Below are 26,544 nucleotides of genomic sequence, written 5' to 3'. Positions count from 1 at the left end.
CATGACCATCAACCAGGCCCAAGCCGCCTGACCGAACCTGTCACCTACTCGTGCAGCAGACCCTGATGGGCAGACCCCAACTCAGCGACGGAGGTTCGAATGGGAAGACTGACCGCAGCGCTTCCCTGGATCGGTCTCGGAGCTGTCGCGTCGATCGCGCTGGCCAACATCTACTCCCTATGGATCCTGCTGTTGGCGCCTGTGCTACTCGTGGGCGGCTTCCTGGTCTGGCAGCTTGACCCGAGCCGGGAGTTCTTCGGTTGGGTCGCAGGTCTCGGCCTGCTCCCCATCCTCGTCGCCACTGCGGAACCCGGATGCCCAACGCTCGAGACCTGTACTGGTGAGCCGCGGACTGTCTGGCCCTACTTCACCGCGTCAGCCGTGCTCGTCGCAGCCGGACTGTTGGTAGCGACCCGACGTCCTGCGCAAGACCGCCTGGACGTGCGCGCATCTCCGTAGGGCGGTGGCTGAGCGTCGCGTCTGAGACGCCGACGTCAACCCAGCGGCTGCCCGTGCGCTGGTCGGCCACTGCACGTACCCCGCAGGAGGGGTGGCTATTCGACGGTAGGCGGCGCGGGATCGGCGAGTACCGACCGCAGCCGATCGCCGAAGGCAAGGATCGCGGCGTCTGTCACGCGGCGCGCTTCAGCTGTGCTCCCGCCGAGGTCGGTGTAGGACTCGAGGTGGGTCCATATCGGTAGCGACGAGTCGTAGCCCGATTTCTCGACGTCGGTGACCAGAATGATGTTCACCTCCCATCCTTCCGCGGTCCAGTTGGTCTCGACCATCAGGGGCAGGGGCATGACGTCGCCGACGCGCAGGACCTGGACCTGTCTGTCGGACCACCACGAATCCATAGGTAAAGACTGCCGCCACCGCACCTGATCCGTTCACGCAGGAGGGTCGCCCTGTGTTGACCGATTACGGCCAGGAACTGATCTGCCCGTCCGGTCCTTCACAGGTGTAGCTGATGACCGAACCGTGTGCGAGGTACGGCTCGTTGCCCCCGGCGTGACTCACCACCCGGCCACCCGCTACCGAGCATTGCCTCGTCCACTCCACCCGCGGAATCGCCTGCACCGTGAAGACCCCGCCGACAACTCCAAGAACGCACACCAACCCGATGATCAGCGGACGCACCGGCTGCCGCGCTCGGCCCACATCGGTCGCATGAAGTGCTGTCATCTGGCCCTCCGTCCCTGCCTCAGTGTCCGCCTCCACGTCACTAAGGGAAAGCGCCTGAAGCCAGATCAGACCGCCCTCCTGAAGTGCGGTGCGCACAGCCATCGCCCCCGGTTCATCCGAAACGCGGTGGTTCTCAGTAGACGGCGGTTGAGCGTGACGTCTGAGACACGTCCCGTTGATCGGCGGATGGTCGCAGACCGGTCGGCTTGCGACTGCTGGCCTACGGTCGTACGGCGCCACCCGACTGCCAGGAGATGAACGAGGTTCCCACCTGGCACTCAGCAGGTACCCCTCTGAGGTCAACCAGGTCGCCGTCCCCGCCACCACCCGAGAACGAGTCGCCGAGATGAAGCGTCCCAACATCGGGGATGTCGACGCTCCTGCCATTCGCCGCGAGGATCGAGCCGTGGGGGAACTGCACTACCACCGCTCCGCCGTCAGGAGTTCGAGACGCGAGACATCCCTGCGGGGTTCGGGTGAGCGTGCCTTCCAAAATGGCTAGTTGCGCTGCCCGGGGGGTGCTCGCTGACGTCATCATCACCGTGTCGCCGGCTCGTTGGGTGAGCACAGCTGAGCTGCAGCCGGACAGCGCCAGGAGACAGATCGCTATCAGCACGCATCCGCGTCTCATTCGCTCATCATGCCGGTAGAGGGTCGCTCCGTGCACTAGAGCGTCGGCGCAGCGCGTCAGGACAGGTCCCGGAACTCAGGACCCGGGCCGACTGAACGGGCCCTCCCCTTGCGCCGGGCAGCCTGAACGAGCCGCGATGCACCCCACCGAGCGCGAAACTCGAAGAGCCGCAGGCGGAGACGGTACAGAACTGGACTCACGGGTCCATGGTGCCAACGCAGCGGAGCTTGCTCCAGAGGCTTGTGTCACGGTCCGTTTGCGGCGACGCAGGCGCCCCGGACCGACGGCTTTGCCTCTGGAGTCCGCATCCCGAACGTCGTGGGCCGTCGACAGGGATCGCTGCTTGCGCCAGCCTGGCAGCTATGTGGAACGCGTACCACGACGGCGACCCCAGCCGTCCGGTCGAGCCGAACGAGAAGGCGGCCCCCGGCCTGGCGCCGCCGCCTCCGGCCGGCCTCGATCCCGTCAATCAGATGGTCGACGGAGAGCATTTCGTCGTCACCCGCCGACCCGGCTCACCCGGCACGTATGACTTCGACTGGGCCTCTCATCCAGAGTCTTACGGTTTCACCGTGGGAGCGAACTCAGAGTGGAGGCCTGACCGGACAGAGATGACGGAGGAGATTCGCAGTTTCCTGTCCCAGGTCGACAAGGAGACCGGCTACCTTCCCGACTGATCACCCAGAGGTCCGCTTCCGGCGATCGACCCACAGGCTGTTAGCGCGGCCGTAGATCTGTCGGTCGTGATGAGATGAGGAGATGACCGACCCGTGGCATGTTGACGTGGTGCCGTCGCCTAACCACGACGGCTGGCAGTTGCGCTGTACCGAGCGGCCAGAGGTGGTCGTCGACCTCACGACGCTGGACGACATGGGTGACAAGATCGCCCAAGCCATCGCCAAGGCTGCGGGCCGCCCGGACACCAGGAGGATGGCGGTTAGTTTCAACTACCCCCTGGGCGACATCACCCTCTACCAGCTCACTCGCGAAGACGACGGCACGATCAGCTGCGACCAAGTACCCGGCCTCCGACTCAGCGGCACCTCGCGGACCCAGGATCTGGTCCAGGCGATCGCGCTCGCCGACGGCGCAAGCCCTGACACTGTCGGAATCGTGTTCAAACCGATCTAAGCCGAGTAAGAGTTCACAGACGACGACGGCTGTGCGTTCCCACATAAGGGCGATTGAGCGTGACCTCTGAGACGCCACCGCCGCTTCAACGATTGTGCGTAGGCCGGTCGATCAACGCGCGTCGAGATCCCCGAACCAGCTGGTGTGCTCAGACGGCGGATCCCGTGTCAGATCGACATCGAACTCGTAGTAGCGGGTGACCGTGCTGCCCACTGCTGAGCAATAGTCGACGAAAGAGCGCGCGACTGGTGGGACCGCGCTACCACCGACCCGGTCTGCGGCGACACCGACCGTCACCCACTCGGCGTTGCAGGCGACACCATCGAGGTCAACCCAGTCCGGCAGATCAACCATCTCGTCCAACCGAAACTCGTAGCCCAACGCGATCCACGTCTCGACACCCTCCTCCGCAGCGAAGGTCATGAACGTGGTGTGGACCAAGCGGTGTGGCAGATCGACGACGATTCCGCACTCCTCGTGAACTTCACGGACGGCCGCCGCGAGCGGAGTCTCGCCGGGCTCTAGTTTCCCGCCGGGCGCTGACCACTGAGGCCCGTTCGGCGAGGAGTTCTCGACGATGACCAGGTGATCGCCACATCTGACCAGGCCAGAAACGACCAGTCTTGCCCCGACCATGGCCACGGCGTCCCCTCCCCTCCCACTGGTCGGCACCGGCACGACCCGGCCAGCACCAGCGACATCCTCTCAGGAAGCGGTCGCCTACACCGTGCCTCGCGCAACGGTCGGCTAGCGGTAAGACGCGCGGGCTTTCGACTTGCGCCACGCGGGCCGTTCCCCAGGCAGCGGCGTCTGCGCGATGAAGCGGATCGCCTTGCTTCCCCCGCCGCGCGGCCGGTAAGAGTTCAACCATGATCCTTCGCTCCGCAACCAGCGCTGATGTTGAAGCCCTCCTCGACGTCCAAGAGCCAGGCGCGGTCGAGGGTCTCGGCCACATCTTCTCCCAGGACCAATACCCGTTTCCTCGTGAGGCCATCGGCTCTCGGTGGTTGGCCGAAATCGTCGACCCGAAGATCAACGTCTACCTCTACACCGAGCACGGAGGGACCATCCGAGGGTTCGCCGCCGTCCGCGACCATGAACTCCTGCACTTCGGCACCGCACTGGACACCTGGGGAACAGGCTTGGCCTCCGGATTCCACGACGTACTGCTTGATGCGACAGCTCGCCGCACTACACGGCCCACCCTCATGCTGCGCGTCTTCGAAGAGAACCTCAGGGCCCGGCGCTTCTACGAAAAGCACGGCTGGCAGCTCACCGGACGAAGCAGCCGAACGACTTTTCCGCCCCATCCGTTGCTGCTTGAGTACAACCGACGACTCACGCAGTCATCCCGCTGAAGGGTCGCTCTGCGACGCGTACTTCCTGGTTCAGACTGAGCCATGCGCGCTTCGCCGATCGATCCTCGTGACCAAACCAGCGAGATCGACGACCCGGAGTACCGGGTCTACTTCTGGACCAGTTCAGCGGGCAGCCTTTGGAGTTGCAGCGAGTGGGAGCTCGCCGAGGCAGACATCGACGAGGTCTTGGACTGGGTCAAAGCGCACGCCAACGGACGACTTCACAGTCTGTGGGTGGTGCTTCGAAGGCCCGACGGCGTCCAGTTGGTCCGCCTGCGTGGCATCGACCCGACCGCCGAGCCAAGCACCTGGCCAAGATGGGCGCGAGAAGCGAAGGGCTGACCGACACGATTCGCAGTAGGCGGTCCGCTACCGATTCACCAGAATTCCGTCGGCGAACTCGACGATCGCGTCAAATACCGGGACCTGACTCAGCACCGATCCCCGCCAATCGTCCCGTCGCTGCAGTCCGTGATCGGCGCCAGCGAGCTCGACGATCCTGACTCCCGCACCGACAATCTCTTGGGGAACCCACGACGGATCGGCCGTGCCGCCGACCAGCATCGTCGGCCGCTGAACCTCCCTCATCGCCGCTTGCACCGACGCGTCGCCCAACAGCGGGGTCAACCACACGCCCGGCAGCCCCATGGCCACAGCCCACGGCAGAGCCAGGGTGCCCAGAGACTTCGCCACGACCAGCACCGGGAGGCTAGAGGAAGCGCGCTCGAACGCGGAAGCGGCGACTGTGACCACATGGTCGGCGGGTTCACTTTCCAATGCTTCTTCGTCCCAAGACGCGGTGAGCACCGACCAACCGTGCTGCGTCAATGCCATCGAGGTCCAATGCAGAAGCGGCGTTCCCGCGCCGAACATGCGGCCCGGCAGCACGATCGCCGTGCCCAGGGCTGTGCCAGGCTGCGCGAACCACACTCCGCCATCACCCGCCCAGAAGATCACCCCGCGACCGCGTACCTTCGACCGGCCTCCCCGAAGTTCCGTCTCAATCGCCGGTCGCTCTGCGACTCCAGACAGGGTCGTCGCTTCGCAGGTCCCTCCTGGGCAGCCTTACTTCGGCAGCTCCAGGCGCAATGTGGCGAGGAAACCGGGTCCTTCCCGCGTCACGTCAGCGAGAGTCCACCCTGTTGGTTCGACAAGGCGAGCGAGTTCGTCCACCGTCAGGAACCAGTAATCGAACCAGCCGGTGGCCAGCTCGCGGAAGCGGATCCTGATCCGTAGCTGCCCACCAGGACGGCCGCGGTCGCGGTTGCGGCGGTGGTACGCCTTGTGGACGGCTTCGTCAGTCGCGTAGGGATCGATGGACTGCCCGAGGAGAACTGCCCCAGGTGCTGCACGGCCGGCAAGCCGGGTCAGCAGAGCCGGAGCGATACCGGGGCCGGCCAGCAATGACAGGTTGTTGCCGAGCATCACGGTGGTGTCGTACTCGCCCTCGGCGAGCTGATCCAGACGACCCTCCAGAACCGAGACACCACGGTCTCGCGCAACTTGCGCAGCTCCGGCAGACGGCTCCAAGCCCGTGACGTCCAGTCCCCGCGCCGCCATCGCGAGGGCGTGGCGGCCGGCTCCGCAGCCAATATCGAGGACCCTACCGGTGGCTTTACTGCATGCCAGCGCCTCCAACGGGCCAAGTTGGTCAGGCTTGCTGAAGTAGGTGCGGGCGTCAGTGATACCCAAGAAGCCGTCATCTCGCTCGACGAGCTCGTGTTGCGGGCGCTGCAGATCAGCGTGCTGAGCGCGCAACATCTGGCCAAAGGCGTCACCGATCTGCGGCTCGAGCGTGGACATCATGATCCTCAGCCTCGCCGGACGCTGGGGCAAAAGCAATCGACTTCCCGACCCGCCCACCTTCTGTGGTCTGCAATGAGGGGTCCGCTCGTGGAGACGAGCTGGCAGCCGGTGCGCCCGCCTCGCTGGACGGACGGCTACCGAGCAGTTCCTCAGGTAGCAACGGCGTGCGTCAGGCTCGTCGGACGAAGTCGCAGACCTCTGCCTCGGCGACGAAGCCTGACTTGATGTACGCCTGGACGGTGCTGGCCTGCGACGTTGGTGCGCAGACTGTCACCTCAGAGGCTTGCCAGGACCGAAGGGTCCGGGCGGCCGCCAGGTTGAGAGCTCGCCCGTAGCCGCGGCGGCGATGGTCTGGATGTACTCCCAAGGGTTCGATCAGGCCCGGGCGGTTCGGCCCGGCCGACCACACGGCGATGCACCCCACCGCCGCCCCTGTGGTGTCCCGCGCGAGGAGGCACTGTCCCTGCCGGAACGGGATGCTTTGCCGAAGTGGTTCCCAATAGACGCCCCCGCCCCCGTCGAAGGCGCTGGCATGGACAGCAAACCACTCCGCCGCATTGGTGTCATCGACGACATCGACGCTCAGACCAAGTTCCGCGGCAGCATCTGGGACCTCCTCGGTCAGATCCCGCCGCAACGGGACCCACGGGTCGTCTGGCTCCCAGCCGTGGAGCCGCAATCGCTCACCGAGTGCCGCACCCGACCGAGCCTCCACCGCGGCCGGTCCTGGGGGCAACACTCCCGCAGCACTCGATTCCAAGTCAATGACGAGTTGTGCAGCGATGTCTCGGTCTGCGTCGATCTCGGGGGCGACCGCCATCCGCAGCAGGTCGGGCTCGTCCAAGAGTCCGAGGGCGATGAGCGCCCCATTCCTACGCCATGCGCGCAACCTCGTAGCGAGCACCGCCTCGCCGCGCAACGAGAACCACCCGAGGTCGCCTGGATGCAACTGGACGGGGCCCAGCGTGTGCTGCCACTCACCCAGCGTCGCGACCACCTCCGCCAGGTCGTTGAGCCTCGGCGTCTCCACGGTCAGGGTCATCTCATTCCACCTCTCTGCGCCGGTCCGTCGCGCCGGCACAAGGCATTGCCTCGCGACGAGGCGACTTCTCTTCGCAGTTGCGACAGCCCCCACTCCCCACAACAGTGTCGCTCAGCGCTCGTGTCAAGGAACTGCCAGCGACCGCCAGAAGGATCCGCCGATCGCCTGGCTGGCAGGCAGTGCTGTCTTGGACCAGCCGTTGGCGGATCGAAACGACACGAACGGCCCCGACCTTTCGTTGAGCTCGGCGAGCACCCGGTCGGCTTCGTCTGCGAAGGTGACCTGCAGGCACAGACTTCGGCCGGCGGGGACCCGCCAGCAACTGGGCCGCGGTCGTTGAACTGTCGATGCCGCGATCCTAGAAAGACCTGCTAGATCCGACGACCTGATTCACGCACACGACGATCGACTTGCGGTGCGTCGAAGCGCAAGGTGCCACTCGGGGCACTTGCCTAGAAGGACGGTGACTTATGCCCCACCGTAGCCGTCTGGATCGGTGACGATGCCGTAGTTCTGTCCCCAAGGCATCGGTCGTGACTCGGTTAGAAGCACGTCGACCGAACCCGCGACTGCGCGCGTGAACTGGGCAGCGCTAGTCGGGTCCTCGAAGGTCAGATCCAAGGTCATTGATCCGGGCAGGGGCTACGGCCGCGACGTGTCCCACAGCTGGCGAAGGATCGACTGTGCAGCGTCAAAGGTGCTGGTCCGCTGACCGTCAGCCAGGCTTGTGGCTCATCGCTGCCAGGCATGTGATGGACCCGTCGTTCAATCAACTCTGTGTAGAAGGCGTCACTGAGCACCAGATCCCGGACCACGAGATTGATTTCCGTCAGCATGTAGACAGTCAAGCAGGCGCCCTATCGCCGAGATCGTCGCACAAGGATCTCTTGCGGCGGGCGTCCTCCTCGCAAGACCGACCCCTATCAAGACTGCATGAGTTTGTCCGCCTCTTCGCTGGCGGCAATGGCCTCGTCCCGGCGGCCCACCTCATCCAGCCGAAGCGACAAGGTGTACAACGACATGGCGAGGTCGAGTTCGTAGGCGTCCGGGTTGGTGACCGCGAGCCGCCGGCACAGCTGGACGGCTTCCTCGACCGCGGCAAGGCCCTCCTCCCGGTGGCCCGCCTCGGCCAGACCGATCGCCCAGTTGCGCAACGATGAGGCGAGGTCGGGTTCGTAGGCGTCCGGGTTGGTGGCCGCGAGCCGCCGGTACAGCTGGACGGCTTCCTCGATCGCGGCTGGGCCCTCCTCCCGGCGGCCCGCCTCGGGTTCGTGAGTCAACGAAACCGGCTCCACCACGACACAGCTCCACTTGGGCAATCCATCGCACCATTCTCGCGGGTGAGTCTGTCAAGCCAGGTTGGCCCCAGGCTGACGGCCCAATCTGGCCCCACTGGCGGTACTCAGCGCTGTGGTCAACTCCGGGATCCAGCTGCGCCCACATAGGGTCGATGAATGCGCGTTCGGGATCGAGTCTCACCGCTGCCTGTTGGGCGGTTGCCTACGCAGGCCCGGTCGCTCAGTGCTCAACGTCAGCGGCGCTCAACGGATGCCAGAACACCCCTGTGATCGCATGACTCGCGGGCAGCAACGGGTGGGACCAGTCGGGGTCGGGTCGGAACGACACGGACGCCGGGGCGAACGGGCCAGACTTCTCGGCGAGCTCGGCGAGCACCCGGTCGGTCTCGTCAGCGAAGGTGCCACGGAGCTCACCTGGCACAATTCCGCGGTCGATGGCCTCATCGAAATCAGCCTCGTCCTTCGGACTCGCCGTGCCGTCCGGGGCGATGAGGAGGTCGAGGACCAAGTCCTTGCCCCAGATGCCGGTCGAGGTGGCGGCGACCGGCTGCTCGAAGTTCACATACCAACCCATGAAGTCACCCGTGTCGGGATGCCAGCCCAGATTGACCCGGCTCCACCGCCCCGACCGCCACCAGTACAGCTTGTTGGGAGTCTCACGGGTCTCGATCGGTTGAACACGGCGATCAGCCAAGGCAGCGAGCTTGCGCTGCTCCCGGCTCAGATGCTCGGTACCTGGCAACCCACGGTTGCTCGCCCTCACCGCGACCGCGCCCGCCGGCATCCACGTCACCAGCTCGTCAGCACTGCTGGTCACGACTCGATGCGGCTCCGCGCTCCAGGGAAGGTCGTGCCAGCGCTCTTCGACCACGATTGTGGCACCGACGGCAAACAAAGGCAGCACGATCAACAGACTTCCCGCCGAGAGACCGACACACAACACGTTCCCGCCGGGGTTCTCGCAGAGCGGTCGGCGAGTGCATCGCCTTGGCCTTCGCTTTCTGCTGTCAGACTGCTCCGGTGAGCGGGAGGGACCACAACACCGGGACCATCGTCAAATGGAAGTGGTCGCTTGCGAGTGGTGAATGCGCACCCTGCTTCAGCTGGCCGGTAGTCCAGCTCGGAGTGGATGACCACGGCATCTGGCTCGGCTCTCGACAGGGAAACCCAGTCCTGCAGCCCGATGGCCAAGTAGAGCTCCAAACGCACGATGGCGTCTGGTTGATCCCGCCCCGGCAGTACTGGATCGCAGCCTTCTGGTTCACCCCCGCTACCGACCTGACCATCGACATCTGTGTCCCGCCCTACCAACAGTCCGACACCTTCGCCTTCATCGATCTCGAACTCGACTTGTATCGCAACGCACAGGGAGAGGCCGGCATCGTCGACCAGGACGAGTTCGCGGCGCTCTCCGCCGCTCAGCTCGTTCCCCCGCACAACTTGGACGCCGCCGTCAGCACGGCCGATCGTCTACTGGCTCTTGTCGAGCAGCGGGTCGAGCCCTTCGGTACCGCCGCGAAGCCCAGGCTTCAGCAGTTGCAGTAGCGGGTGGCTAGGCGTCGAGTGGGAGACGCCCACCACCGACCAGCCGATATGCGTAAGCCGGTCGTTGGTGAGACGGCGGATCAGGCCAGGACGCGGGCAGCTCGAGAGGGGAACCGGACAGCATCATGAGGACTGATCAGGTGTGCCCTAGTACGTTTGCTGCCGCACTCCGGAAGGAACCCCCGAATGGACACAGACGACGACCAGGTCTGGACCGCGCTCGCTGCGCATATCGGTCCCGACGAGGCGAAGGTACTGCTGACCAAGATCGTGGTCTATGTGAATCTTCCCAATCTGGTGAAGGGAATGGCGAAAGGTCCAGACGCACCTGAGACGGAGGCGGCGGCGCTCGCCCTGGTCGAGGACCCCGCACTCGCCGACGCGCTGGGTCTCGTGCCCTTCGCTGAGTTCCCGACGAGTCCACCACCGACGACGGAGTACTTCTGGGGGCTGCTGACGTTGGCCGCGCGCGTAGACACCGGTGTGCTCGATCGACTTGAGGAGTCGATCACATCACAGCCTTTCGCCGGCAGACTGGTGGCGACGATCCGCCGAGCCACGACCAAGCGTGCAGTGACGCAGCCAACCGGCGCCGCAGGCACGGAATCAGCCGAACCACCCGCCTAAGCTGACTGCTGTGCGTGGGGATTGGCCTCGCCTCCTGGAAGCCACCGCCACGACACTGCGCTACACAACGCAGCGCCGTACGATCCGTCGGCGAACGAGACCCGGAGAGCCTCAGATCAGGTCGGGTTCCTCGTCCAACCAGGCCCCGATCATCCGCGAGGCGATCGAGCTGCCGCCGGGCAGGCCGACTCTTCCGTCGGCGACCGCGGCCCGGACTTCGTCCCGCGACATCCAGGCCGCGTGCTCCAGCTCGTCGGCGTCGACGCAGATGGCCGTCGAGGCGGCACGGGCGAAGTAGCCGACCATCAGCGAGCGAGGGAACGGCCAGGGCTGGCTGCCGAAGTAGCGGGTCTCCCCCACCATGATGTCGGCCTCTTCGCCGATCTCCCGGTGGATGGTCTGCTCCAGCGACTCGCCGACCTCGACGAACCCGGCCAGCACCGAGATCCGGTTGCCCCAGGTCGCCTGGCCGCCGAGCAGGAGCCGGTCCTGCTCGTCCAGCACCCCGACGATCACCGCCGGGTCGGTGCGCGGGAAGTGGTCCTCGTCGCAGGCGTCGCAGTGCCGGGCGTAGCCGCCGTTGATGACCACGGTGCCGCCGCCGCAGCGGCCGCAGAACTTCTCGGCCCGGTGCCAGTTCGTCACCGCTGCCGCGGTCGCGGCGATGTCCCGCTCGTTGTCGCTGAGCTGGAACGCCACCTCGCGGAAGTCGTGCACCTCGCCCTCGGTCAGTGCCTCCACCGCGAAGATCGGGGTGCCGTTCAGCATCCCGAGCAGCCGGTGCCGCTGGCTGTCGTACTCCACGAACGGCTTGGTCATCCGCAGCTTGCTGCCGCCCACGTTGGTGGTGAAGCGGGACTGGTCGTCCAGCTTCAACAGCTTCGCGTCATCAGCTCGCCACAGGTTCGACACCCAGTCCGGCGAGCGGCGGTGGTGGTCGACCCGGTCGAGGTCGCTGGCCATGGCCCAGTTGAGCACCTACCTACCCTAGACCAGACCGGCGGACGTCTCGTCCGCATCGGGACCGGCGATCAGCTCGGCGATCTCCGCCCGGCCGGGGAGCTGCTCGGGGCGCACGACGCTGTCGGCGGCCACCAGGTAGAACACCGCGTCCACGCGATCCGGCGGGACGCCGCACACCTCGGCCCACGCCTGGCGGTAGATCGCCAGCTGCAGCGGGTCAGTCGTCTCGGCCCGTCCGGTCTTCCAGTCGACCACCTGGAAGTCGTACGGCCCCGGCTCCGCACCGGCCTCGGCGCGCAGGTCGTAGACGGCGTCGATCCGGCCGCGGACCAGGGTTCCCGCCACCAGCAGGGTGAACGGTGCCTCGACCGCGTACGGGACCCGACTGCCGTACGCGCCGGCTAGGAAGGTGGCGCACAGCTCGCGCAGCCCCGTCTCGTCGGTGGTCTCCGGGTCCGCCCGGTCGGGCAGGTCGTCGGGATCCAGCAGCTGCTGCTGTCCGAGCTGACCGGTCTGCAGGGCAGGCCCGAAATAGCGCTCCACCCACTGGTGGAAGCGGGTTCCGAACCGCGCCGCCCGCGACGGCGGACGGGGCATCGGCCGGGCGAGCTCGGCCGCCAAACCCTGGGGGTCCCGCTGCAGCCGCAGCAGCGACGTCGCCGACAGCGCGTCCGGCAGGGTCACTGCCGTGCGCTCGGCCCGGGCCGCCGTCAGCTCGGCCAGCAACCGCTCCAGGTCGGCATCCCAGCGCGCCGTGGTCTCCAACCCGTCCAGCAGCAGCTCGCCGCCGGGACCGGGCGCGGGTTCGTAGCAACCCGTCTCCTCGCGCCGGCGACGCGCCGCGGCCACGGCGGCCGCCGCGTCCTGGCGGTGCCGCCACGCCTCCGGGTCGTACGGCGCCGGCCAGGGGACCGGGGCGCTGGCCGTGACCAGCGGGTTGCTGGCCTCCGGCGGGGGTGCCTCGGCCCGCACCTCGCCCTGCCGTTCCGCCTCGGCGAGCATCGCCTCCAGGTAGGTCGAACGGATCCGCGGTCGGACCTGGTCCACCCGCCAGGTGTGGCCGGTGCCGATCAGCAGCCGCCGCGCCCGGGTCGCCGCCACGTAGGCCAACCTGTCCTCGGCGCGGAGCTGCTGGTCCTTCAACGCCTCCTTGTACGACTGCAAAGCCGCGTTGCTGGTGTCCCGCAGCTGCGGGATGGAGTCGGCGTCACCGCGCAGGTCGGCGGGCAGCACCCCGGGGTTGGTCAGCCAGTTGTCGGTCACCCGGTCACTGGGGAACACACCCTTCATCAGCGCCGGTAGGAACACGACCTCCCACTCCAGCCCCTTGGCCTTGTGCACGGTCAGCAGCTTCACCGCCTCCCGATCCGAGGGCACGGCCTGCTCCAGTCCCGAGCCGGTGTCCAGCTCGGCCTGCAGGTAGGCCAGCAGCCCGGCCAGGGAGGCGTCGCCGTCCACGTCGACGTAGCCGGCCACCGCGTCGAGGAACGCCCCCAGCTGGTCACGTCGGTTGGTCCGGTCCAGCTCCGGGGTGGCCATCAGCTCGACCTCCAGCCCCAGGGTGGTGACGACCCGGCGGCAGAGGTCGAGCACGGGCTCGCCGGTGTGGCGACGCAGCGACGCCAGCTCGTCGGCCAGCTGGGCGAAGCGCTCCCGGGCCGCCGGCGCGTACGGCAGGTCGCCCGGGCTCTCCACCGCGTCGAGCAGGCTGACCATCTCGGTCGGGTCGACGTCGGCGACCGCCCCCTCCAGGTCGCGCAGCACGTCGTCGGGATCGCCCTCGGTGACCAGGCGGCCGTCGACCTGGGCCAGCTCGCGGGCGCGCCGACCCAGCAGCGCGAGGTCCCGGGCCCCGATCCGCCACCGCGGTCCGGTGAGCAGCCGGACCAGGTCGGGGTTGGCGGTGACGTCCTCCAGCACCCGCAGGGTGGCGGTCACGTCCATCACCTCGGGCAGCGACAGCAGACCCCCGAGCCCGACGATCTCCACCGGCACGTCGCGGGCGGTGAGCTCGGCGTAGAGCGGGCCGATGTCGGCGTTGCGGCGGGTCAGCACGGCGATGTCGGCCCAGTGCGGGGCGCTGCCGTCGGTGCGGGCGGCCACCACCTGGTCGCCGATCCAGCGGACCTCCTCCGGCCAGCTCGGGAAGGTCGCCGCCCGGACCGTGCCGGCCGGGGTCTCGGTCGGGGCGACCAGGAAGCCCATCCCCTCCGGGGCGCCCACCCCGCCCGGTCCGCCGGCCACCACCGACAGCGCGTCGTCGCGCAGCGGGCGGCTGAGCACGTTGGCCACGTCCAGGATGGTGTGGCCGCTGCGGCGGTTGACCGTCAGGGCGAACCGCGCGGCCGGCCGGCCCTTCGCCGTACGGAACTGGTCGGCGAAGGAGGTGATGTTGCTGGCCGCGGCCCCGCGCCACCCGTAGATGGCCTGGAACGGGTCGCCGACCGCGGTCACCGGATGACCCATCCCCTCACTCGGGGTGCCGCCCGAGAACAGCCCCCGGAGCATCTTCGCCTGGGCGGCGGAGGTGTCCTGGTACTCGTCCAGCAGCACCACCCGGTACGCCGACCGGACCAGCTCGCAGACGGCCGGCACCTCCTGGGCCAACCGCGCGGCGATGGCCATCTGGTCGGCGAACTCGACCACGCCCAGCCGCTGCTTGAGCCGCTGGTACTCGACCACCAGGCTGGCCAGCTCCAGCCGCTCGTGGGCGGCGGCCGCGGCCTTCTTGAGATCGGCGTAGACGTTGCCGTTGCGGTTCAGCGGCGCCGAGGCGAGCTCGAGCAGGTGGGCGTGCGCGTGCGGATCGAGCTCGGGGACCGCCACCAGGTGCTGCTGCAGGTCGGCGTCCAGTCGCAGCACCCGCTCCGTCACCGAGGCCGGCCGCAGCCGCGAGATGTGCTCGAACGGGCCGGCGGCGTCCCGGACCACCCGGGAGGCCAACCGGTAGCGGGTCGCCCCGGTGATCATGGTCGGGTCGGTCTCGTAGCCGAGCCGCAGACCGTGCTCGGCCACCAGCCGGGCCGCGAACGCGTCGTACGTCATGATCAGCTGCTCGCCACCCGCGTCGACCCCCTCGGCGGCCACCACACCGGCCCGTTCCAGGGCCGAGCGGACCCGCTGCGACAGCTCCGCCGCCGCCTTGCGGGTGAAGGTGAGACCCAGGACCTCCTCCGGCCGCACCTCGCCGGTGCCGACCAGCCAGACCACCCGAGCCGCCATCACCGTGGTCTTGCCCGAGCCGGCCCCGGCGATGATCACCCCCGGCTCCAGCGGCGCGGTGATCGCCGCGAGCTGCTGCTCGGAGAACGGGATCGCGAGGGCGTCGCAGAGCTCCTCGGGGGCGCTGAAGACGGCCCCGGAACGGTCCTTGACGGGCAGCTCGATCACCTTCATCGGACCACCTGCCGACCCACGGACTGCGCCGGGCAGCTGACAGCGAACGGGCAGTAGCGGCATCCCGGTCCGATCCGGGCGACGAAGCGCTCCCGCCGGACCAGGTGAGCCGCCACCGCCAGCCGGCGGTGCACCCAGGTGGGCTGCAGCTCGAGGTCGCCCGGCAGGTCGCTGCGGTCGGGACCGTCGTCGGGGTCGTCGGTCGGGTACGGCACGTCGTCCAGCGAGGCCTGGTGGAAGGACTTCGGCATCAACCCGCCACCGCCGCGACCCGTCGGCGCGTCGCCCAGCCGCAGGTAGACCAGCTCGGCCCCCGCCGGGCGGGCGCCGGGACCGGCCAGGTCGTCGAAGGCCCCGGCCAGCACGGCCAGCTGGTAGACGCCCATCTGGTCCTGCACGGCCACGTCAGCCGCCTGCGGGGCCGACCGCGAGGTCTTGAAGTCGACGATCCGGATCCGGCCCTGCGGGTCCCGCTCCACCCGGTCGGCACTGCCGGTGAGCAGCACGCGGTCCGAGCCCAGGTCGACCAGGACCCGGAACCGGACCTCGGTGCCGAGCAGCTGCATCTCCGCACGGGCCGCCTGCCAGGTGGCGAACCGGTCGAGCGCGGCCTCGGCCTCGGCCCGCTCGACCGAGGACAGCCAGTTGGCGTCGAAGCTCAGCTGGTCCCAGACCTGCTCCAGGTGCGCGGCCAGCTCGGCCGGCGGCACGTCGGACCGGGCCCCGTGGTCGGCCAGCACGTGGATGACCGACCCGAAGGTCGCCGCGGTGTTCCGGGCCGGGTCGGCCTGGCCCTTGCGGGAGAGGAACCACTGCCGCGGACAGCTCAGCAGACCCGCGAGCTGGCTGCCCGAGAGGGCGACCGGCTCGTCGGTGGCGGTGACGGCCACGGTCGCGTCGGTGAGGTCCCGCATCCCCCACCAGCGGGCCGGGTCCGCGGTCGGGACCAGCTGGTGGCCGTGCTCGTCGGTGGTGTCGGCCAGGCGGGCCAGGCGCCCGGCCGCCTCCTCCCGCAGGGCGGGCGGCGACTCGGGGTCGGCGCAGGTCCGGCGCAGCTCGGCGACCAGCGCGCTCAACGTCAGCGGCCGGCGCGGGCGGCCGGTGACCGGCACCACCCGCGCCCCGAGCTCGGTGAGGAACCGGGACGGCTGGTCACCCTCCCCCTCCGTGCCGGCGACGGCGGTCACCACGAGCCGGCGCCGGGCCCGGGTGCACGCCACGTAGAACAGCCGCCGCTCCTCCGCGATCCGCGACGCCGTCGGCTCGATCTCGGTCAGCCCGTGGGGCCCGAGCCGATCCGGCTCGAGCAGGGAACCCCGTCGCCGGATGTCCGGCCAGACCCCTTCCTGCACCCCGGCCACGACCACCAGGTCCCACTCCAGCCCCTTGGCGCGGTGGGCGGTCAGCAACCGCACGGCGGAACCGCGCAGATCCGCCTCGCCCAGGGTGTCGGCGGGGATCTGCTGACCCTCGACCTCGGCCAGGAAGCCGGCCACCCCGCGCAGCCCGGAGACCTCCTCGGAGCGGTGGGCGATGTCGAACAGGGCGCAGATCGCGTCCAGGTCGCGGTTGGCCCGACGGCCCGACTCGCCGCCCACCGCCGCCTGCTCGCGCAGTCGCTCGGGCCAGCGGGTGCCCGACCACAGCACCCAGAGCGCCTCCTCGGCCGTGCCGCCCTCGGCGACGGTCCGCTCGCACCGCCGGAGCAACCCGGCCAGGGCCGCCGCCCCCCGCAGCTCGGGTCGGTCCTCCTCGGCCTGGAGCTCGCCGATCAGCTCGGGGTGACGCAGCGCGTCGGCGATCAGCTGCCCCGATGGTCGGGGCAGGGCGGTCCCGGCCAGCTCTGTCCGCTCGGCCCGGCGCAGGGCTCGACCGAGCCGGCGTACGGCCATCGCGTCCAGCCCACCCAGGGGCGAGGTCAGCAGCACCTGGGCGTCGTCGGGGTCGAGACCGCGGGCGCGGGCCGCCACCTGCAGACCCAGCAGCAGCGGACTGACGGCCGGGTCGATGGACAGCGGGATCTCGTCGCCCGCGACCTCGACGGGCACGCCGGCCGCACTCAGGGCCCGGCTCAGCGCGGGGATCATGGCGCGACCGGACCGGACCAGGACGGCCATCGCGTCCCAGGGCACCCCGTCGCGCAGATGGGCGGCGCGCAGCAGCTCGGCGACCTGGTCGGCCTCGGCGCCGGCCGAGTCGTAGGTGAACGCCTCCACCCGTCCGTACGGCAGGCCCGCCGCCGACCGGGGCGAGCGGAACGTGGTCCGGACCGAGGCCGGCACCGACCCCGGCAGCGCGATCCGGTCGGCGATCCGCCGGCTGGCCGCCAGCAGCGCCTGGCCGAAGCGGCGGGTCTCCCCCAGGGCCAGCACCGGCGCCGGGCCGCCGTCGGTCGTCCGGAACCGGTCGGTGAACTCCCCGATCCCTCGCACCTCGGCACCGCGGAAGGCGTACACCGACTGGTCCGGGTCGCCGACCACCACGAGGTTGCGGCCCTCGCCGGCGACCACCTGCAGCAACCGGACCTGGGACGGGTCGGTGTCCTGGTACTCGTCGACGAACACCTCGTCGATCTCGCTGCGCAGCCGCTGTGCGATCTCGGGATCGGCCAGCAGGATCCGGCTGCGGTGCACCAGCTCGGCGTAGTCGATCACCTGCTCGGCGTCGAGCACGTCGAGATACTCCTCGAAGAACTCCCCCACGGCGACCCACTCCGGCCGGTCCGCCTCGACCCCGGCGGCGATGATGTCGTCCGGGTCCATCCCCAGCTGGCGGGCCTTGGCCACCACCGAGCGGACCTCCGTGGCGAAGGCGCGGGTGCCGAAGGCCCGGTCCAGGGTGTCGGGCCAGGACACCCGTCGCGTCTCCCGGCTACCGGCCAGGGTCTCCCGGATCCGGAAGTCCTGCTCCGGGGCGGTCAGCAGCCGCAGCGGCGGCGCCAGCGGGTCGCTGTCGGCGAAGCGGCGCACCAGGGCGTAGCAGAAGGCGTGGAAGGTGAGCACCATCGGCGTCACCACCGACCGTCCCTGCCGAGCGGCGATCCGGGACCGCAGATCGGCCGCCGCCTTGCGGGAGAACGTGAGCACCAGCACCCGGTCCGGGGTCACCCCGCGTCGCTCGATCCGATCGACCACCGACTCGACCAGGGTGGTGGTCTTGCCCGTCCCCGGCCCGGCCAGCACGAGCAGCGGACCGCCGGGATGGTCCACGACGGCCCGCTGGAACGGGTCGAGCTCGGGAGCGGGCAGGCGCTCCCGCCGGGGTCGGACGAGGGTGTACATGAAGCCTTCGGTTGCATCTGCGGGGTGGTGGATCGGTGCTGCTCAGAGATTCCACCACGCGCCACCGACAGTCGTCCTGGGAGTCGGAGCACGCTGACGCGCTGGGCCGGCATCCAGACCGGTGCCCGTACGGTCAGCGAGTCGTGAGCGTGACCGGGAAGTCGTCCCCCGCGACCACGTCCAGATGTCACACAAGAGGCCCCCTTGCGACGACCTTCATCGAGCGAGGAAACCTCGTGCCGCGGATCCATCGGAGGCAGCTGGACCGGATTGCTGATGCACCGGCCGGACGGCTCACGGGCGGCATCAGGTGAGTCTCGGAGCGGCGCAGAGGTGGTTGCTAGCCGTAGCTGAACGCTGCCCACGCCAGAGGTCTACAGTCGCGGGATGGCGAAGCCAGACGAGGTGCTTGCACGCTTGGCCGCAGACCTTGCGAAGGTTCTCCAAGACGAGCTCTTGAGTCTCACTCCCCATGGGTCGTGGGCGCTAGGTGACTTCAGCCCGGACCGCAGCGACCTCGACGTCCTCGTAGTGCTGGCTACCGATCCGACGGCAGCGACCCAGGAGGCACTACACGAGACGCACGTACGGCTCGCCGACGACTTCCCGGAATGGGACGGTCGCGTCGAGGTCGAGTACGTGTCGGTCGAGGCGATCACCGCTGTGGTGAAAGGGACGAACGAGTCACATCCGCTGATCAGCGTCGGGGGCGGTGAGCCCTTCCACGAAGACCGGGCCTCTCGACGCTATCTGCTCAACTGGGCCGCTGCCCTTCAGGCCGACCGACCCCTCGCAGGCGCCGCACCCTCCACCGTGCTGCCCACGATCGAGCGGCGACTCCTTCACCAGGTGGTCCTCGAACATGTTCGAACGTCGGCCCGTTTGATGGCCGAGGTAGAGCATCCCCGTGCCGGGGACCAGGCGTACACCGTGCTCACGCTCTGCCGCGCGGCGGAGGCGGTGGCGACTGGACGTCAACTTTCTAAGCTGGCAGCCGCACGCGTTGGCCAGTCAAGGTTCCCGGAATGGTCTGCGCTCATCGACTGGGCCCGAGCCTGGTGGTACGACGGCGGATCCGACCAAGACGACGGGCGGACCGACGAGGTGCGCCAATTCGTCGACGACGTCAGCGAATGGTCGCTACGGCACCAGGAGATCGTGCCCGACTCCGGCATGGGCCGATAGTCTCAGTCGCAGTGGCCGGTCCACGTCGGCCACCCTCCGCGGCAGCGCCGGAACGTCAGCCTGCTCTGGGCCTGCAGGATTGCTCTGGGAGAAGTGCTGCACCCGCCAGGCATCAATCACTCTGCAAGTCTGCCGGATCGGTTGCCCCAGGAGGGTCCGCTTACGGTGAGGTTCGACCTCCGGTCGCCAACGTTCCGCTACCTTCACAACGGTGACCGCAGAAGCCGAGGTGTGGAGTGACCGAGCGTTGATGGAACAAGCGGTGGCTCTTGCTCGCAAGTGCTCATCCGCGATCATCAGTCAGGTCGCTCGACATCGGGGATGTCGACGCTGTTGCCGTTCTCCGCGAAATCGAATCGCGGAGGAACTGCACTGCCACCACCTGGCCGCCGGGAGTCCGAGACGCGACCATCCCCGTGGGGCTCGAGTGAGCATCCCTTCCAGGGAGTGCGAGATCTGCCGCCAGTGGATCGAGATCCTCCCGACCGACAGGTCGTGCCGGTCGAGGTCACCTACAACCCGAAGACCCGCCGCCAGGTCTAGGACAGGTCAGGCGCCGTCCTCTGTCAGGGACGTCACCGGCAGCCAGTCGGCCCCGAGGAGCTCGGCGAGGTCGGCAAGGCCGCTGGTGTCGCCGCCGACAGTGTCGGAGGCGGCAGCGATCCGCTCCACCATCACCTTGCCGACCTGCTCTTCGACGGTGCCCTCGGCGTAGGCGATGTGCCACGGCGAGACCTGGTGGTCGCGGTGGGTGCGGCCGGTGACCTGCCGTCCGGCGATGCCCGAGAAGCGGGCCTGGTGGAAGACGCCGACGCGCGGTTCCGTGCTCGCCTGACGACCGTCGGCGAGAGTCTCGCCGGCATGCAGGCTGATCGAGGCCACCGTGGTGAAGACGCAGACCTTCGCCTCCCCGGTTTGGAACCGGAGCCGCTCGGCCTCCGGGTCGAACCGGTCGCGGCCGTAGATCCTGGCGACCTCGATGCCCGAGTCGCGCAACCGGTCGGCGATCGGGTCGGCAGCGGTGCCGACGAACTCGACCGAGCACGCCACCTGCCTCTCGGCCTCGACCTGCTGGGCGATCCACGCGACCGTCGAGTCGACGCGGATGAGCCCGGCCTTCTGACGGAAGCGCAGCAGCGCGGCACGCCCCTTCGCGACGTTGCGGCCGCGCCGGGCGATGTCCATCTCGCGGCAGAACTCGCCCCACTCCGCCTCGTACGCCGTCCGCTCGGCCGGCGTGAGCGCCACGGGCATGCCCGAGATCGGCACCGGCCCCCACGGCGCGGCCCGGTGCAGCATCGCAGTGGGCCGCTCCTCGTCGAGCCAGCCCCGGACGAGCTTGAGGTCCGCCGCACGCTGCGCGGGATCGGTGGTCCACGTCGCGCCGTACCGTCCCCGCTCGACCCCGACTCCGCGGCGCTCGAGCGCGGTGGCGAAGGCGTCCGCCGGCTGCGTCGCCGAGGTCCACTCCTTGATCGACTCGCCCAGGACCTGCGCGTAGGCGGGTGCGAGGTAGGGCAGCTCGAGCGGGGTGTGGCCGGGCGTCGCAGTGGTCGCGATGACGAAAGGCGCCGCGTCGTGGGGCTTCCCGTGGCCCGAGATCCGCGCCCAGAGCTTCCACCGCTTCGTGGTCGTACGCCTCAGGGCGTGGGCCTCGTCCGCGATGATCACGTCCCAGGTGTGGTCCCTGACCTTCTCCAGTCGGTCCCACGTGATGACGACCCACTCCAGGCCGCCGTCCCCCAGCGCCGTGATCGTGCGGCACCAGTGACCGATTGTGATCGCGGCGGGACGGTCGGCGACGACCAGCACCCGGCGCGCACCACGCAGGTCGCCCACCGCCGTCGCCCCGAGGACCGCGGAGATCGTCTTGCCCACCCCCGGCTCGTCGGCGAGCAGGAACTGCCTCCCGCCCGCCTCGGCGCGGGCCGCGATCGCATCGGCCGCCTCGTACTGGAGCCGCCGCGGCTCCAGCGCGTCCGTCGGTTCGGGCGCGGGCGTCGGGTCGTCGGGGTTGAGGGTGTTCTCGATGAAGCGGCCGAGCGTGTACGGCCCCGGCGCGTACGGCGCGAGGTACGCGGGGAGGTCCCGTCCGACGTACAGATGGGTCTTCACGGCCGGGTGCCACGAGGCGCCGTCGACCTGCGTCCCGTACGGCACGTCGAGCACCCACAAGCGCTCCCCCGGTCCCACGGTCGGAAGCGGTCGAGCCTGTCGCGTCCCGCTCCGGCGCGGGGCGGAACTGCCTCGACGGGCGCTGGATCGTCGACGGCTGGCCACCCCCGGACGCTACCCATGGACGCGAGCCCTCCTCGGGAGACACGGCGGGCGAGGTCCTCGGTTTGGCGATCGCGAACCCCCACCCCTGCGCCAGGGTCGGCGAGGTCGACGGATCCGGTGGCTTCTCACGGCGGCTGACGTCGCAAGCACCTGGCGTGTACGACGCGTGGGAGACTGCGCCATGCCCTCCCCGGCGGAGCCGGCCTTCCCGCCGGACGGGTTCCAGCGGTTCTGGGCCGGTGAGGCGGTGTCGTCGTTCGGCACCTACGTGACGCTGTTGGCCCTGCAGACGATCGTGGTGCTCACCCTGCAAGGCACCGCGCAGGACGTCGGTTGGCTGAACTCGGCACGGTGGCTGCCGTACCTGGTGCTGGGCCTGATCGTGGGGGCCCTGGTCGATCGGCGCCCGCGGCGGCCGGTGATGATTGCCACCGATCTGATCCGCGCCGTCCTGCTGGCAGCGATTCCTGCAGCCTGGGCATGGGGGCTGCTGACCCTGCCGCTGCTTCTGCTGATCGTGGTCGGCTACGGCACGGCTTCGCTGACCAACGACGCAGCATCGATGTCGTTCCTTCCCCGGTTGGTGCCTCGACAGCATCTCCAGCGCGCCCACGCCCGCCTCGACGGAGCCGACGCCGTCGCGCAGACAACCGGGCCAGTCCTGGCTGGCGTCTTGATCAAGCTCGTCGGTGCGCCGTTCGCGGTGCTGGCCGACGCCCTCAGCTACGTGTTCTCTGCCGCCATGGTCCTGACCCTGCGGACGCCAGAGCCCACTCCGGCGCCGGGTCGAAGTCGGTCGAGTCTTCGGCAAGAGATCCTCGACGGCTGCCGATGGGTCTACAGCGCTTCGGGCCTCGCCACGTTGGCGATCGCGACGCACGTGTGGTTCGCCGCCAACGCGATCGTCGGCACGGTGGTGGCGCCGTTGGCCCTGACGGCGCTGAAGCTGTCACCCCTGCAGTTCGGCGTAGCCATCGCGGTGGGTGGTGTCGGGGCCGTCGCCGGCGCAGCCTGCAGCACTCCGCTCGGTCGTCGACTCGGTACGGGCTGGGCCGTCATCGCCGCCTTCGGGATCAGCACGATCGGCGTCGCCGTGATGGCTGTGGCAGGACTCGGGACCGCCGGCTGGGCATCAGTCGTCGTGCTGGGCGTCGGACAGCTCTGCTTCGGCTTCGGCCTCACCTTCAGTAACAGCCACGAGATGAGCTTCCGGCAGACACTGACACCTGACGAACTGCAAGCGCGGACCAACACGACCATGCGCGCAGCGAACCGCGCGGTCGTCGTTGTCGTCGCACCCCTGGGTGGTCTGCTGGCTGTTCAGGCGGGGCTACGCCCGGCTCTCCTCGTCGCCGTTGGCATCTTCGTTGTCGCCGCGCTCATCCTCGTTGCCTCCCCCTTCCGCACCGTCGACCTGACCGGCCCGCCTCATCACTGATCGACGTACAGCGCCGAGGCCGCCGTGAGGACAGCGTCCGTCAGCCGGTCGCCCGACGGAGCTACCTTGTCAATCCGCGGCATGGCGAACACCGGAATGTCATGCTGCCTCGGTGAGAAGCTCTCGAGGAGTCCTGGCGCATGGCTTGGCGGTGCTCGCTCTTGTTGTGATGTCCGCACCACTCCTTCTCATCGACACCGACTTCGGCGCGTGGGCGGCCATGATGCTGGTGTTAGCCGCTCACATGCTTCTTCTAGCTCTTGGACAAACGACTACGAAGCATGGCTCACCTGAGCCGCGAGGTCGCAGATGATCTTGCTCAGACGGATCTCAGTGCCCGTCGACGGTGGTCCGCTTGCCTTGCTCCCATGGGGATTCAAGCGATGCGAGTCCGAGAGGCTTCAGCCGGCGGACCGGCCTGTATCGGGCCCAGCCAGCGGGGAACCTGCTGGCGATAGTCGTCGTAGTCTCTCCCGAAGCGTGCCGACAAGGCGGCTTCCTCCGAAGGGATCTGGAGGCGGTCGATCACCACCACGAAGGCCGCCACCGGCAGCACGGCCGTCCACGAGCCGCGCCGGATGGCATACGCCAGCAGAAGTCCGCTGAGGCCGACGTACATCGGGTTCCGGGTGACCGAGTTGGCGCCGGTGGTGACCAGGACGGAGACCCGCGTCGGGTCGGAGGGGTCGAGTGTCGTCCCGGCCTGGGCGAACTGTCGGGCTGCCGCGCCGGAGATCAGTCCCGAGACCGCTGCTGCTGCGACCGAGACGGCGGTGCGGACGGCGGAGGGTGGCGGCGCTCCCCTGGTCAGCGCCCGCTGCCCGAATGCCGCAGCCAGCGCCAGGACCGGAGGAGGGATTCGCATGGGCCTACGGTAATCCAGGCCGACCCGGCCGCCAGGGCGAAGACTGCTACGAGGGATCGGCGACCCTCACCAGGGTCTTCCCGAAGTTCCTGCCCTCCAGCATCCCGGCGAAGGCTTCGGGTGCGCTGTCCAGACCTTCGGTGATGTCCTCGCGGTACCGGACCCGGCCCTCACGCACCCAGGCCCCCATGTCGCGCAGGAAGTCACCGAACATCGTCGGCGCGAACTCGTTCTGGATGAAACCCCGCAGCGTGAGCGAACGGTTCAGCACGGCCCTGAGCAGAGCCTGGGAACGGTCAGGCCCGGAAGGCGGTCCAGTGAGTTGTAGGTGGCGGCCAGGCCGCAGACCGGAACCCGGGCGTACGTGTTCAGCAGCGGCAGGACAGCGTCCCAGACGGCTCCGCCGACGTTCTCGAAGTAGATGTCGATGCCGTCGGGCGCGGCCTCGCGGAGCAGTCCGTCGAGGTCGCTGGCACGATGGTCGAGGGCCACGTCGAAGCCGAGCTCCTGCAGGTGCTCGACCTTGCGGGGGCCGCCGGCGATACCGATGGTCCGACACCCCAGGATCTTGGCGATCTGACCGACGGCCGCACCGACCGGTCCGGTGGCGGCCGCCACTGCCAGCGTCTCACCGGCGGTGGGCTCGGCGATCTGCAGCAGGCCGGCGTAGGCGGTGAAGCCGGGCATCCCCAGCACGCCCAGCGCGGTCGTGACCGCGCCTGCTCTGGATCGAGGACCCGCAGCGAGGACGCCGGTTCGGTGCTGTAGCTCTGCCATCCTCCGTAGCCCAGCACCACCTGACCGGGATCCAAGGCCTCGGAGGCCGACTCGACCACCTCGGAGACCGTGCCACCCATCATCACGTCACCGAACTGCAGGGGTGTGGCATAGGACTCCGCCTCGGACATGCGGCCACGCATGTACGGATCCAGTGACAGGTACAGCGTCTTGAGCACGACCTCGCCGGGTTCGGGCGCTCGAACGGCGTGCTCCTCGTGGGCGAAGTTCTCCGGCTTCGGAGCGCCCTCCGGACGTGACGCCAAGCGGATCTGACGACTGACCAGACTCATGAAACTCCTCCGAGCGGCAGCGGGAGCGGACGGCCCACCCTGCGAGAGACACCCACAGCGGCCGATCCTCGGAGTCCTCAGTGGATCGTGTACCCACCGTCCACGACGAGGTCAGCGCCGTTCACCATCCGCGCCGCGTCGCTCGCCAGATACACCGCGGCTGCCGCGATCTCTTCCGGCAGAGCGAACCGGCCAGTCGGGATCTGGGCCTTCAACGCCTCACCCTTCGGGTTGTCCCACGCATCGCGACCCAGCGGCGTCAGGACCACCGTCGGACTGATGGTGTTCACCGTCACGCCCCGGCCGGCCCACTCGAGGGCCAGGACCTTCGTCATCCCGACGAGTCCGGCCTTCGAGGCGCAGTAGGCCACGTGCCCGGGTAGCGCCACCGACGCCGCCTGCGACGCCAGGCTGATGATGGTGCCGCGACCCTGCGCCAGCATCAGCCGACCGACCCGTTGCGCCACCACGAACGCCCCGGTCAGGTTGACGGCCAGCGTCAGGTCCCATTGCTCGAGGGCCAGCTGATCTGCCGGATCCAGCGACGCCAGTCCTGCTGAGTTCACGAGAATGTCGATCCGGCCGTACCGGCGCTCGACCTCGCTGACCAGGCGGTCCACCGATTCCGGGTCAGTCACATCGCACGCCAGGGCCGACCGACCGTCCTGCGAGTCGGTCCCTGAGGGGTGGTCGCCACCCGCCACAGGAACGGCCCGGTCGGCGGTCACGGTCGTCGCACCCTTGGCGACGAACGCGTCCACGATCGCCAGACCGATGCCCGAGGCGCCGCCGGTCACCACGGCCACCTTGTCCTGCAGCGAGAAGTCGAGGTCCATGGCACGGAGTCAACCACTGCCGAAGGCTCGGGGAAGGGCGGGCCGGAGCGTCGTCGAATCAGGGCGGTGTGGCGACGTGACTGTCAGCGGGTGACACGAAACGTCGTACAAGCCGGGTTCGTCACGATTCCGGAGAGAACGTCGGGATCCTCACCCGGGAGGTCGGCGACCAGTCCGACCATCACGTACCCCGGCGGCTTCTCGATCCAGGCGTTCGGCGTCAAGGTCAGCGACCGCGAGTCGCGCCGGCCCGTCATCGAGTAGCTGCCGTTCGGAACCCCAGGGTTGCTCTCGACGGGCCCGAAGCTGAAGACCGCCGACACAGCGCCGCCGCCCTCGTCGGAGATGTCGAGGTTGAAACCCGTCAGGCCCTGACCACAGGTGTAGGTGCCTTTCCACTGACCGGAGACGTCGCGACTGGAGAGTGAGGCAGAACCAGCGGGCGTCGGCGTCGGGGTCGGGCCACAGCTCGAACCGAAGGCGAGGTCGCACGGCCCCTCCGCACTGAACGTCGGGCTCGGCGCGCCTGGTCCAGGCGGACCTGCCGGGTCATCAGGCGGAGTGCAGCCACCCACACCGACCGCAACCAGCAACGAGACCCCAACGA

Annotated in this window: 24 protein-coding genes and 1 pseudogene; 8 read left to right on the top strand and 17 right to left on the bottom strand. The window is 68.9% G+C overall.

Features of this window, described 5'->3' with window-relative positions:
• Positions 1 to 554 precede the first annotated feature (554 nt).
• A complete protein-coding gene (locus ABD714_RS05480) occupies positions 555 to 857 on the bottom strand; it encodes a hypothetical protein (RefSeq protein ID WP_344811247.1) in 303 nt (100 codons plus the stop codon).
• A gap of 1,321 nt (positions 858 to 2,178) precedes the next feature.
• Between ABD714_RS05480 and ABD714_RS05475 the strand changes: the two genes are divergently transcribed.
• A complete protein-coding gene (locus ABD714_RS05475) occupies positions 2,179 to 2,493 on the top strand; it encodes a hypothetical protein (RefSeq protein WP_344811246.1) in 315 nt (104 codons plus the stop codon).
• Positions 2,494 to 2,575: 82 nt separating this feature from the next.
• Complete coding sequence (locus ABD714_RS05470) at positions 2,576 to 2,947, top strand: hypothetical protein (RefSeq protein WP_344811245.1); 372 nt, start codon at positions 2,576 to 2,578, stop codon at positions 2,945 to 2,947.
• A gap of 111 nt (positions 2,948 to 3,058) precedes the next feature.
• On the opposite strand, the gene ABD714_RS05465 is transcribed toward ABD714_RS05470, so the two are convergent.
• Positions 3,059 to 3,583 carry an NUDIX domain-containing protein gene (locus ABD714_RS05465; protein WP_344811290.1) on the bottom strand — a complete coding sequence of 175 codons (525 nt, stop codon included), beginning with the start codon at positions 3,581 to 3,583 and terminating at the stop codon, positions 3,059 to 3,061.
• A 233-nt stretch (positions 3,584 to 3,816) separates the two neighbouring features.
• Between ABD714_RS05465 and ABD714_RS05460 the strand changes: the two genes are divergently transcribed.
• Both ABD714_RS05460 and ABD714_RS05455 read left to right on the top strand, forming a co-directional pair.
• Positions 3,817 to 4,305: a GNAT family N-acetyltransferase gene (locus ABD714_RS05460; protein ID WP_344811244.1), complete on the top strand. Its 489-nt coding sequence runs from the start codon at positions 3,817 to 3,819 to the stop codon at positions 4,303 to 4,305.
• Between the two features lie 42 nt (positions 4,306 to 4,347).
• Complete coding sequence (locus ABD714_RS05455) at positions 4,348 to 4,647, top strand: hypothetical protein (protein WP_344811243.1); 300 nt, start codon at positions 4,348 to 4,350, stop codon at positions 4,645 to 4,647.
• Between the two features lie 27 nt (positions 4,648 to 4,674).
• On the opposite strand, the gene ABD714_RS05450 is transcribed toward ABD714_RS05455, so the two are convergent.
• The 5 genes from ABD714_RS05450 to ABD714_RS05430 all read right to left on the bottom strand — a co-directional run bounded on the left by ABD714_RS05450 (position 4,675) and on the right by ABD714_RS05430 (position 9,355).
• Positions 4,675 to 5,262 (bottom strand): alpha/beta fold hydrolase, encoded by a 588-nt coding sequence (locus ABD714_RS05450; RefSeq protein WP_344811242.1) that lies wholly within the window; start codon positions 5,260 to 5,262, stop codon positions 4,675 to 4,677.
• A gap of 108 nt (positions 5,263 to 5,370) precedes the next feature.
• Positions 5,371 to 6,108, bottom strand: a complete 738-nt coding sequence (locus ABD714_RS05445; protein ID WP_344811241.1) for a methyltransferase domain-containing protein — start codon at positions 6,106 to 6,108, stop codon at positions 5,371 to 5,373.
• Between the two features lie 172 nt (positions 6,109 to 6,280).
• Positions 6,281 to 7,153, bottom strand: coding sequence for a GNAT family N-acetyltransferase (locus tag ABD714_RS05440; protein WP_344811240.1), 873 nt, complete (start codon positions 7,151 to 7,153; stop codon positions 6,281 to 6,283).
• A 923-nt stretch (positions 7,154 to 8,076) separates the two neighbouring features.
• Positions 8,077 to 8,451: a hypothetical protein gene (locus ABD714_RS05435; RefSeq protein ID WP_344811239.1), complete on the bottom strand. Its 375-nt coding sequence runs from the start codon at positions 8,449 to 8,451 to the stop codon at positions 8,077 to 8,079.
• 220 nt (positions 8,452 to 8,671) lie between these two features.
• Positions 8,672 to 9,355, bottom strand: a complete 684-nt coding sequence (locus ABD714_RS05430; protein ID WP_344811289.1) for a DUF402 domain-containing protein — start codon at positions 9,353 to 9,355, stop codon at positions 8,672 to 8,674.
• Between the two features lie 116 nt (positions 9,356 to 9,471).
• On the opposite strand from ABD714_RS05430, the gene ABD714_RS05425 reads away from it, so the two are divergent.
• Together ABD714_RS05425 and ABD714_RS05420 are read left to right on the top strand one after the other, a co-directional pair.
• Positions 9,472 to 9,996, top strand: a complete 525-nt coding sequence (locus tag ABD714_RS05425; RefSeq protein WP_344811238.1) for a DUF402 domain-containing protein — start codon at positions 9,472 to 9,474, stop codon at positions 9,994 to 9,996.
• Positions 9,997 to 10,182: 186 nt separating this feature from the next.
• On the top strand, positions 10,183 to 10,623 hold the full coding sequence (locus ABD714_RS05420) for a hypothetical protein (RefSeq protein ID WP_344811237.1): 441 nt from the start codon (positions 10,183 to 10,185) through the stop codon (positions 10,621 to 10,623).
• A 111-nt stretch (positions 10,624 to 10,734) separates the two neighbouring features.
• Here ABD714_RS05420 and nudC read toward each other — a convergent pair whose 3' ends face one another.
• The 3 genes from nudC to ABD714_RS05405 are packed head-to-tail and all read right to left on the bottom strand — an operon-like array spanning position 10,735 to position 18,263.
• Complete coding sequence (gene nudC / locus ABD714_RS05415; RefSeq protein WP_344811236.1) at positions 10,735 to 11,601, bottom strand: NAD(+) diphosphatase; 867 nt, start codon at positions 11,599 to 11,601, stop codon at positions 10,735 to 10,737.
• Positions 11,602 to 11,610: 9 nt separating this feature from the next.
• On the bottom strand, positions 11,611 to 14,982 hold the full coding sequence (locus tag ABD714_RS05410) for an ATP-dependent helicase (protein WP_344811235.1): 3,372 nt from the start codon (positions 14,980 to 14,982) through the stop codon (positions 11,611 to 11,613).
• On the bottom strand, positions 14,979 to 18,263 hold the full coding sequence (locus ABD714_RS05405; protein WP_344811234.1) for an ATP-dependent helicase: 3,285 nt from the start codon (positions 18,261 to 18,263) through the stop codon (positions 14,979 to 14,981). Before ABD714_RS05405 ends, ABD714_RS05410 begins: the two co-directional genes overlap by 4 nt.
• 387 nt (positions 18,264 to 18,650) lie before the next feature.
• Here ABD714_RS05405 and ABD714_RS05400 point away from each other — a divergent pair, with 387 nt between their 5' ends.
• The gene (locus ABD714_RS05400) at positions 18,651 to 19,448 is read left to right on the top strand and encodes an aminoglycoside adenylyltransferase domain-containing protein (protein ID WP_344811233.1); all 798 of its coding nucleotides are present in this window, start codon (positions 18,651 to 18,653) and stop codon (positions 19,446 to 19,448) included.
• Positions 19,449 to 19,997: 549 nt separating this feature from the next.
• On the opposite strand, the gene ABD714_RS05395 is transcribed toward ABD714_RS05400, so the two are convergent.
• Positions 19,998 to 21,617: a DEAD/DEAH box helicase gene (locus ABD714_RS05395; RefSeq protein WP_344811232.1), complete on the bottom strand. Its 1,620-nt coding sequence runs from the start codon at positions 21,615 to 21,617 to the stop codon at positions 19,998 to 20,000.
• A gap of 292 nt (positions 21,618 to 21,909) precedes the next feature.
• On the opposite strand from ABD714_RS05395, the gene ABD714_RS05390 reads away from it, so the two are divergent.
• Positions 21,910 to 23,166 (top strand): MFS transporter, encoded by a 1,257-nt coding sequence (locus ABD714_RS05390; RefSeq protein ID WP_344811231.1) that lies wholly within the window; start codon positions 21,910 to 21,912, stop codon positions 23,164 to 23,166.
• 376 nt (positions 23,167 to 23,542) lie between these two features.
• On the opposite strand, the gene ABD714_RS05385 is transcribed toward ABD714_RS05390, so the two are convergent.
• The 6 genes and pseudogenes from ABD714_RS05385 to ABD714_RS05360 all read right to left on the bottom strand — a co-directional run bounded on the left by ABD714_RS05385 (position 23,543) and on the right by ABD714_RS05360 (position 26,530).
• Positions 23,543 to 24,031, bottom strand: a complete 489-nt coding sequence (locus tag ABD714_RS05385) for a methyltransferase family protein (RefSeq protein ID WP_344811230.1) — start codon at positions 24,029 to 24,031, stop codon at positions 23,543 to 23,545.
• Positions 24,032 to 24,077: 46 nt separating this feature from the next.
• Positions 24,078 to 24,314, bottom strand: coding sequence for a zinc-binding dehydrogenase (locus ABD714_RS05380; RefSeq protein ID WP_344811288.1), 237 nt, complete (start codon positions 24,312 to 24,314; stop codon positions 24,078 to 24,080).
• The gene (locus ABD714_RS05375; RefSeq protein ID WP_344811287.1) at positions 24,296 to 24,718 is read right to left on the bottom strand and encodes a zinc-binding dehydrogenase; all 423 of its coding nucleotides are present in this window, start codon (positions 24,716 to 24,718) and stop codon (positions 24,296 to 24,298) included. The genes ABD714_RS05380 and ABD714_RS05375 overlap by 19 nt, the downstream gene beginning before the upstream one ends.
• Positions 24,719 to 24,831: 113 nt before the next feature.
• Positions 24,832 to 25,101: pseudogene (locus ABD714_RS05370) on the bottom strand (NADP-dependent oxidoreductase); the annotation flags it as partial.
• A 77-nt stretch (positions 25,102 to 25,178) separates the two neighbouring features.
• Positions 25,179 to 25,937 (bottom strand): GolD/DthD family dehydrogenase, encoded by a 759-nt coding sequence (locus ABD714_RS05365; RefSeq protein WP_344811229.1) that lies wholly within the window; start codon positions 25,935 to 25,937, stop codon positions 25,179 to 25,181.
• Positions 25,938 to 26,020: 83 nt separating this feature from the next.
• On the bottom strand, positions 26,021 to 26,530 hold the full coding sequence (locus ABD714_RS05360; protein ID WP_344811228.1) for a hypothetical protein: 510 nt from the start codon (positions 26,528 to 26,530) through the stop codon (positions 26,021 to 26,023).
• Positions 26,531 to 26,544: the final 14 nt, after the last annotated feature.

The sequence above is a fragment of the Microlunatus aurantiacus genome, from assembly GCF_039536605.1.
Classification (GTDB): Bacteria; Actinomycetota; Actinomycetes; order Propionibacteriales; family Propionibacteriaceae; genus Microlunatus; species Microlunatus aurantiacus.
Note: the sequence above shows the minus strand (reverse complement) of the source record. Positions and strands in the feature narration are given on the sequence as shown.